At 71.2% G+C, this 7,682-nt stretch carries 5 protein-coding genes; 4 read left to right on the top strand and 1 reads right to left on the bottom strand.

The annotated features are described in order from the left end of the window. Nucleotides 1–275: 275 nt before the first annotated feature. Nucleotides 276–1,442: a M20 aminoacylase family protein gene (locus ACFDTC_RS09955; RefSeq protein ID WP_375258726.1), complete on the top strand. Its 1,167-nt coding sequence runs from the start codon at nt 276–278 to the stop codon at nt 1,440–1,442. A gap of 6 nt (nt 1,443–1,448) precedes the next feature. Here ACFDTC_RS09955 and ACFDTC_RS09960 read toward each other — a convergent pair whose 3' ends face one another. Next, entirely contained in the window at nt 1,449–2,429 is a 981-nt protein-coding gene (locus tag ACFDTC_RS09960) for a LacI family DNA-binding transcriptional regulator (RefSeq protein ID WP_375258727.1), read from the bottom strand. A 460-nt stretch (nt 2,430–2,889) separates the two neighbouring features. Between ACFDTC_RS09960 and ACFDTC_RS09965 the strand changes: the two genes are divergently transcribed. The 3 genes from ACFDTC_RS09965 to ACFDTC_RS09975 form a co-directional block, all read left to right on the top strand. Continuing rightward, nucleotides 2,890–4,680 (top strand): methyl-accepting chemotaxis protein, encoded by a 1,791-nt coding sequence (locus tag ACFDTC_RS09965; protein ID WP_375258728.1) that lies wholly within the window; start codon nt 2,890–2,892, stop codon nt 4,678–4,680. A 106-nt stretch (nt 4,681–4,786) separates the two neighbouring features. Continuing rightward, the gene (locus ACFDTC_RS09970) at nt 4,787–5,980 is read left to right on the top strand and encodes an exonuclease SbcCD subunit D (protein ID WP_375258729.1); all 1,194 of its coding nucleotides are present in this window, start codon (nt 4,787–4,789) and stop codon (nt 5,978–5,980) included. Then, nucleotides 5,977–7,682, top strand: a 1,706-nt coding sequence (locus tag ACFDTC_RS09975; RefSeq protein ID WP_375258730.1) for an AAA family ATPase, incomplete at its 3' end; no start/stop codon positions are given. The genes ACFDTC_RS09970 and ACFDTC_RS09975, both read left to right, overlap by 4 nt.

Here is a 7,682-nt window from a genome sequence, read left to right on the forward strand (position 1 = left end):
AGATCCCGATGTCGGACATCTTCAAGTCGGCGCTGCCGTTCCTGTTCCTGCAGGTGGTGGGCCTGGTGCTGTGCATGATCTTCCCGCAGATCATCACCTGGCTGCCGCGGCTGGTCTACGGTTGATCTCAGGCCCTTCGGGGACGTGAAGGGGGCCGTCCGCGACAGCGGGCGGCCCTTTCGCTTGGGCACGCTTGTGGCGGCGGCGGCCGTGCTGCAAGAAGGCGCACCGGCGCCACGGGGCGCCCAAAAATACCGCTGTCATCGAGGACCAGAATGCCCATCCGCAACCGCTTCGCCGAACTGCATCCCGAGATCACCGCCTGGCGGCGCGACCTGCACGAGAACCCCGAGCTGGGCTTCGACCTGCCGCGCACCGCCGAATTCGTCGCGGCGAAGCTGCGCGCCTTCGGCTGCGACGAGGTGGTCGAAGGGATCGGCCGCACCGGCGTGGTCGGCCTGATCCACGGTCGCGGCGGCGCGGGCGGCCGCACGATCGCGCTGCGCGCGGACATGGACGCGCTGCCGATCCTCGAGGCGACCGGCGCGGCCCATGCCTCGAAGACGCCCGGCAAGATGCATGCCTGCGGCCATGACGGTCACACCGCGATGCTGCTGGGCGCCGCGCAATACCTGGCCGAGACGCGCAACTTCGACGGCACCGTCGCCGTCGTCTTCCAGCCCGCCGAGGAAGGCGACGCCGGCGCGCGGGCCATGGTGCAGGACGGGTTGATCGACCGCTTCGGCATTTCCGAGATCTACGGCATGCACAATTCGCCGCTGGTGCCGCAGGGGCAGTTCGCCATCCGCCCCGGCGCCTTCTACGCCGCGGTCGACAGCTTCCACATCGCGGTGCGCGGCCGGGGCGGCCACGCGGCGCGCCCGCACGGCACTGTGGACACCACGCTTGCGGCTTCGGCGATCGTCATGGCGCTGCAATCGGTCGTGTCGCGCAACGTCGATCCGCAGCAGGCGGTGGTCGTGTCGCTCACTTCCTTCCGCACCGAATCCGAGGCCTTCAACGTCATCCCCGAGCATGTCCTGCTGCGAGGCACGGTCCGCTCGTTCGACATGGACGTGCGCGACCACGTCCTGAAGCGCGTGCAGGACATCGCGCGCCTGACCGCCGAAAGCTACGGCGCGGTGACCGAGTTCGGCTTCGACGAGGAATCCTATCCCGTCATGGCCAACCACGACGCCGAGACCGCGCATTGCGTCGCCGCCGCGATCGAGGTCGCCGGCGCCTGCGTCGACGACGCGCCGCGAACCACGGGGGCCGAGGATTTCGCCTTCATGCTGCAGGCCTGCCCCGGCGCCTACATCCAGCTGGGCACCGGGGACGGGCCGGGGTTGCACCACCCCGAATACGACTTCAACGACGAGGTCATCCCGACGGGCTGTTCGTATTGGGTGACGCTGGCCGAAAGCCGCCTGCGCGGGTGACGCGGTTCAGTCCCGCCGCGTGCTGGCCCGCGCCATGATCGTGAAGCCCAGGTCGCGGACCGCCGGGCCGGGATCCTCGCCCGCGAGGCGTGCCGCGATCATCGACCAGGCCGTGGTGCCGATCTCGCGCCGCGGCGTCCGGACCGAGGTGATCGCCGGGTTCGCCGCGGCCATGATGTCGCGGTCGCCGAAGCCGCAGATGCCGACGTCTCCGCCGACGCCGAGCCCGGCGCCCTGCGCGGCGAAGAACGCCCCCAGCGCAAGGTCGTCATCGTTGCACAGCACGGAATCCGCATCGGGCGCGTGTTCGCGCAGGCGGACGAACAACGTGGCGCCGAGGCTTACGCCCGAGGGCTTGGGCGTGGTCACGACGCGCGCGCGCTGCGACAGGCCCGCCGCCGCCAGCGCATCGCGGTATCCCGCCAGCCGACGTTCGGCGCGCAGGTCCATCGCGGCGCCGATGAAGGCCGGTGCGCCGTAGCCCTGTGCCAGCAGATGCTCGACCGCCGCGCGCGCTGCCATGCGGTGCGAAAAGCCCACGAGCATGTCGATCGCGTCGTCGGCCAGATCCATGATCTGCACCACCGGACACGCCGCCTGTCGCAGGATCATGCGCGAGGCCGGCGACTGGTCGATGCCCGCGACGATCAGCGCGGCGGGCCGCTGTGCCGCGAAGCCCCGGATCAGGCGGTCCTCGGTCGCCGCGTCGCCGCGCGTGAACGCAGGCTGCAGCGTGAACGCCGAGCCCGACGCCGCCTCGTAGAGCCCGTCCAATATTTCGGCGAAGGCCGGATCGGCGAGCGACGGCACCACCACCCCGACCACGGTCGTGCGCCGCGACGCCAGCGCCGTGGCGGCCGGATTGGGCACGTAGCCCAACGCTTCCACCGCCTGCGTGATCCGCGCGCGCAGAGCCTCCGAGACCATCCTGGGGTGGCGCAACGCGCGGCTGACCGTGATCGTCGAGGTCCCGGCCAAGGCCGCCACGTCCGCCAGGGTCGGCGACTTCGGTGGTGCGGTCGAGGGGTCATCGTTAGGGCACATACCTACCTTTATTCAAAACGGATGACAGCGCTGTCAACGGCTCTGTTGAAGGTGATAGCGCTGTCAGGGCGCAATGTGCCGATACTGGCAGCTTTAAACGCTGGAGCGTCGCAGGCCGTTCGAGGGCGGAGAAGGCTATAGAGCTTGGCGGATCCAAAGGGCTGGCGACGGCTGCTCTGTGCGGCACATCTCGGCCGGGAAAGCTACCGGTCCTCTGCCCTCGGTTAACTCAAATGCGACGCACATTCTGCTTAGCCGACGCAGGCTGATTTCCCCGGCGTTAAATCGGTGGCAATGCGGCGGCTATAGCGTCTGGGTCTGATCCGCCGGCCTCGCCTCGTGCGCCGGTTCGCAACGGCCCGTCCGGTCATCCGGGCGTGCCCTCCAGTCACCGGAGTATCCCATGACGCGCTTGCCGAAAGTCGCCACGTTCAACGTTCGGTCCGTTTTCGTGAAATGTGCGGCGCTGATGGCGCTGACGACCATCGTCGTCGCCTCGGGCATGGCTTTCGTGGCGTTTTCGACCGTCGAGAAGCGGGCACAGGCCGATATCGTCGAACAGGTCCAGCGCCTGACACCGCCCTTCGCGAACGCGCTGATCCAGCCGATCCGCTTCGGCGTACAGGACAAGATCGACGAGACGGTTACCGACGCGCTCGCCGCCGCCGACGAGGCGGGGCAGGCCGCCCTGGCGATCGGTGGAGACGGCGCCGTGATCGGCAGCGCCGGTGACGAGGATACGTATGCCGCGCTAACCGAGTTGGCCCGGCAGAGCCTGGCGGACGGCGCCCCTGTGCAGGGCGCGGACGGGCTGTGGCTCGCCCTGCCGATCACGGTCGAGGCCGATGCCGCGCCGCTGGGTGTGCTGGCCGTCGCGATGCGCGACACCGAGGTCAAGGCCGCGATCCGGCACGACAAGACCCTGATCGCGATCGTAGCGGGCGGGCTGTTCGTCGTGATGATGGCGTTGACGCTGTGGGCGCTGAAGGTGGTGCTGGGCAATCCCCTGACGGATCTGCGTGCGGCGGTCGGCCGGATCGGTGCAGGCGACTACGACAGCCAGATGCCGCTGACCGGCCGCGCGGACGAGCTTGGCGACGTGGCGCGTGACCTCGACGGCATGGTGGGCAAGCTCCGCGCCAGCCGCGCGGTGGACGAGGCACGCCAGCGCGAGAGCGAGGCGCAGGTCAAGGTCGTGGCCAGCCTCGGCGACGGGCTCGACGCGCTGGCCCACGGCGTCCTGACCAAGCATCTGTCCGACGAATTCCCGCAGGAATACGAGGCGCTGCGCCAGAACTTCAACCGCGCTATCCGCAGCCTGCACGACGTGATCGCCGCCGTGACCGGCAACGCGCAAAGCATCAGCCGCAACGCGCAGGAGATCGCCGAGGCGTCGGACGAGTTGTCCGGCCGGACCGAGACGCAGGCCGCGACGCTGGAAGAAAGCGCCGCAGCGCTCGATCAGCTGCTGGCCAGCGTGCGCTCGGCCGCCAACAACGCGACCGAGGCCGACAAGGCCGTCGGCTTCGCGCGTCAGAAGGCCGCCCGCAACGACGAGATCATGCGCGCCGCCATGTCGGCCATGGGCGCGATCGAGAAATCGTCCGACAAGATCGCCGACATCATCACCGTCATCGACGACATCGCCTTCCAGACCAACCTTCTTGCGCTGAACGCCGGGGTCGAGGCGGCGCGCGCGGGCGAGTCCGGCAAGGGTTTCGCGGTCGTCGCGTCCGAGGTTCGGACGCTCGCGCAACGCAGCTCGGAGGCGGCGCACCAGATCAAGGACCTGATCCTCGGCTCGAGCGTGCAGGTCAAGAAGGGCGCTCAACTGGTCGAAGAGGCCGGCACCGCCCTTGGCGACGTGGTCGAGCAGATCGGCGAGATCTCGAACCTGATGTCGGGCATCGCCGCCGGTGCCGCCGAGCAGTCGCAGGGCCTCAACGAGATCAACACCGGTGTCGGTGACCTCGACAAGGTGACCCAGCAGAACGCGGCGATGGTGCAGAACTCGGCCACCACCGCGCATCGTCTGCGCTCGGACGCCGGGACGATGACGCAGCTCGTCAGCCGGTTCAAGATCGACCCGGCGCGGGTTGCCGAAACAGCGCCGGCGAAACCCGCGGACGGCTCGTGGACCTCCGAGGCCGCGCGTCCCGCCGGGTCGGGGGACCAACGGCGCCGCGCCGGCTGAAATCGGAGACCGGTCGCGCCTGTCGTCGGGCGCGACCGATCCGTGCCTGCCCCCTTGCACCCCGCGCCGGGACCGGCATGGTACCGGCGAAGGGGAAGGGGCCGGCATGAAATTCCTGCACGTCGCGGATCTGCATCTCGACTCGCCGTTGCGGACGCAGGCGCTGCGCAACCCGGCGATGGGCGAGACGTTGCGCGCCGCCTCGCGCCAGGTGCTGGGCCGGCTGGTCGACGCAGCGATCGCCGAGCGGGTGGACGCCGTGCTGTTCGCCGGCGATACCTTCGACAATGGCATGGCCGACGTGGCCAGCCGCGCGGCGCTGGCGACGGAACTGGCGCGGCTGGGCCGCGCCGGTATCCCCGCGGTGCTGATCCAGGGCAACCACGACGCGCTGCTGGACCTCGACCGTTACGGCCCGGTGACCGACACGCTGCACATCCTCACGCCGGACACGCCAACCGTGCCGATCGGCGGTGCCGCCGTCCATGGTGTCGGTTTCTCGGCGGCGCACATGCCCGAAAGCCTGCTGCCCCGCTATCCCGCGCCGATTCCCGGGCAGATCAATGTCGGGCTAATGCACACGTCTCTGGACGGTGCGCCGGGCCATGATCCCTATGCCCCGTGCGGTCTGGGGGACCTGCTGGGCCACGGCTACGCGTACTGGGCGCTCGGCCATATCCACAAGCGCGCAATCTACCGCGCCGAGGGTGGCGTGGCGGTGATGCCCGGCATTCCGCAGGGCCGCAGCGTGCGCGAGACGGACGGCGGCTCGGCCACGCTGGTGACGATCGACCTCGACGGGGTGCAGGTCCGCGAGGTCCCGCTTGAGATCCTGCGCTTCGCCCGCGTGCCGGTGGACTTCGCGGGCGCCACCGATCAGTCCGCCCGAGACGACAGGCTGCGCGCGGCGTTCGAGGCCGCGCGGATCGACGCGCGCCTTGCCGCGATCCGCGTCGAGGCCATGGGCTCGATGTCGGAACTGGGCGATCCCGCGATGCTTGAGGCGCAGGCGCGCGATGTCGCGGAAACGGTCGACGGCGTCTTCGTCGACCGGCTGCGCCTGCACCCGACACGGCACGGGGCCGACGACGCGCCCGCGGACGACCTGGTCGCCCTGATGCGCCGCGATGCCGCCACGCCGGGCTTCCGCGACGAGGCGCGCGAGGCTCTGGCCGAGCTGCGCGCCGCGCTGCCGTCCGAGATCCGGGACGTGCTCGACGACGACGCGCTCGAGGCACTCATCGAGGGCGGAGTCGACACGATGGCGCTGCGGCTCGGCGCGCGGGGCGGCGACGCATGAGGCTGCGCCGGCTGGACCTCGTGCGCTACGGCCGGTTCACCGACCACTCGCTGGACTTCGGCGACGCCGGGACCGCGACCGACGTGACGCTGGTCTACGGCGAGAACGAGGCCGGCAAGAGCACCGCCTTCGCGGCCTGGCTCGACCTGCTGTTCGGCCTGCCGCTGCAGCATGCGTACGATTTCGTGCATGCGCGGCGCGAGCTTCTCGTCGCTGCGGCGCTCGATACCGCCGACGGACGGCTCGACCTGCGGCGCACCGGCCAGCGCACCGGGTCGCTGACCGACGCGGCGGGCCGCGCGATCGACGAAAGCCGCCTGTCACGGCTGCTGCACGGGCTGGACCGCGACGGCTACCGCACGCGCTTTTCGCTGGATGACGAGGTGTTACGTCGCGGCGGCGAGGAGATCGCGCAGGCCAAGGGCGAACTGGGCCAGCTGCTCTACGCCGGGGCCACGGGGTTGTCGGGGTACGCCGCGCTGCTGAAGGAGGCAGAGGCCGAGGTCGACGCCTTCCACAAGCCGCGCGGGCGCAGCACGGCGTTGGCCGAGGCGAAGACCCGGCTGATGGAGATCGGTGCGGCACTCGCCGAGGCGCGGCTGGACCCGCGGCGCTTCGAGGCGTTGCGCCGGGACATGGATGCCTGCGATCGGGCCTGTGCCGACGCCGACAGCTTGCGGGACGACGCGCGTCGCGCGCTTGCGTTGCGCGAGACGGCGGATGCCCGCCGCACCTTGCGGCGCGAGATGCAGGAGACGGAGCAGACGCTGGCCACGTACCCCGAGGGTCCGGATCTGCCGCCGGACGCCCCGACGCAGGTCCGGCTGGCGGTCGAGGCCGCGGCCCGTGCCGAGGCGGCGTGCGCCAAGGCCGAGCGTCGGCGCGAGGCGATCGCCGACCAACTCGCCGGCGCGACACCGGATGCGGCGGGCATCGAGGTGGGGCACATGCTCGAGACGCTCGAAGCCGCGCGGTTCGACGATGGCGAATCCCTGATCGCCCGCGCCGTCGCGGCCGCCGCCGACATGGCGCGTCGAACGGCCGAACGCGACGAGGCCCGCGCCGATGCGCGCCGGATGGCAGTGGTCCTCGCGGGCGCCGAAGCCGATCCCGCGCAGCTGGTGCTGCCGAAGCCGGTTATCGCCGCGCTGCGCGAGGCGGCACAGGACGTCCGCGCCGCCGCGCGCAGCCACGCGGACGCGGCGCTCGCGCTGGCCGAGGCGGAGGCCGACCTGGGCGAGCCCGAGAGCATGCCGGACGGCGCCGACGCCCTTGCGGATGCGCTGGACGCGTTCAGGGCCCTGCCGTTCGACTTGAGCGACCTTGCCCGCGTGGCCGACGAGCGCGCGACCGAGGCGCGCGCGCTCGCCGCCGGCCTGCCGCCGGGTTGGCGCGCGATGGCGGATGCCGGCCTGCCGGCCGAGGCGCAGATCCGCGCGGCCGAACGCGCTCTGACCGCCGCGAACGGCAGGGTCGAGCAGGCCGAGCTGCGCCACCGCGAGGCCGTCGCCGCGCGGGACGCACGCCGGGCCGAACACGCGGCCGAGCGGCAGGGGGCAGGGGTGTCGGATGACACGATCGCGGCGTCGCGCCTTGACCGTGACAGGCTGTGGGCCGCCCACCGCGCGCAACTGACCGCCGGGACCGCCGACGCGTTCGAGGCCGCCATGCGCGAGGACGACGCGCAGCGCGATCGACATGC

Source organism: Citreimonas sp. (genome assembly GCF_042096055.1).
Classification (GTDB): domain Bacteria; phylum Pseudomonadota; class Alphaproteobacteria; order Rhodobacterales; family Rhodobacteraceae; genus Citreimonas.

Excerpts from the sequence above, each read along its gene's own strand:
- ACFDTC_RS09965 (WP_375258728.1), top strand. The coding sequence starts at position 2,890 with ATGACGCGCTTGCCGAAAGTCGCCACGTTCAACGTTCGGTCCGTTTTC.
- ACFDTC_RS09955 (WP_375258726.1), top strand. The coding sequence starts at position 276 with ATGCCCATCCGCAACCGCTTCGCCGAACTGCATCCCGAGATCACCGCC.
- ACFDTC_RS09970 (WP_375258729.1), top strand. The coding sequence starts at position 4,787 with ATGAAATTCCTGCACGTCGCGGATCTGCATCTCGACTCGCCGTTGCGG.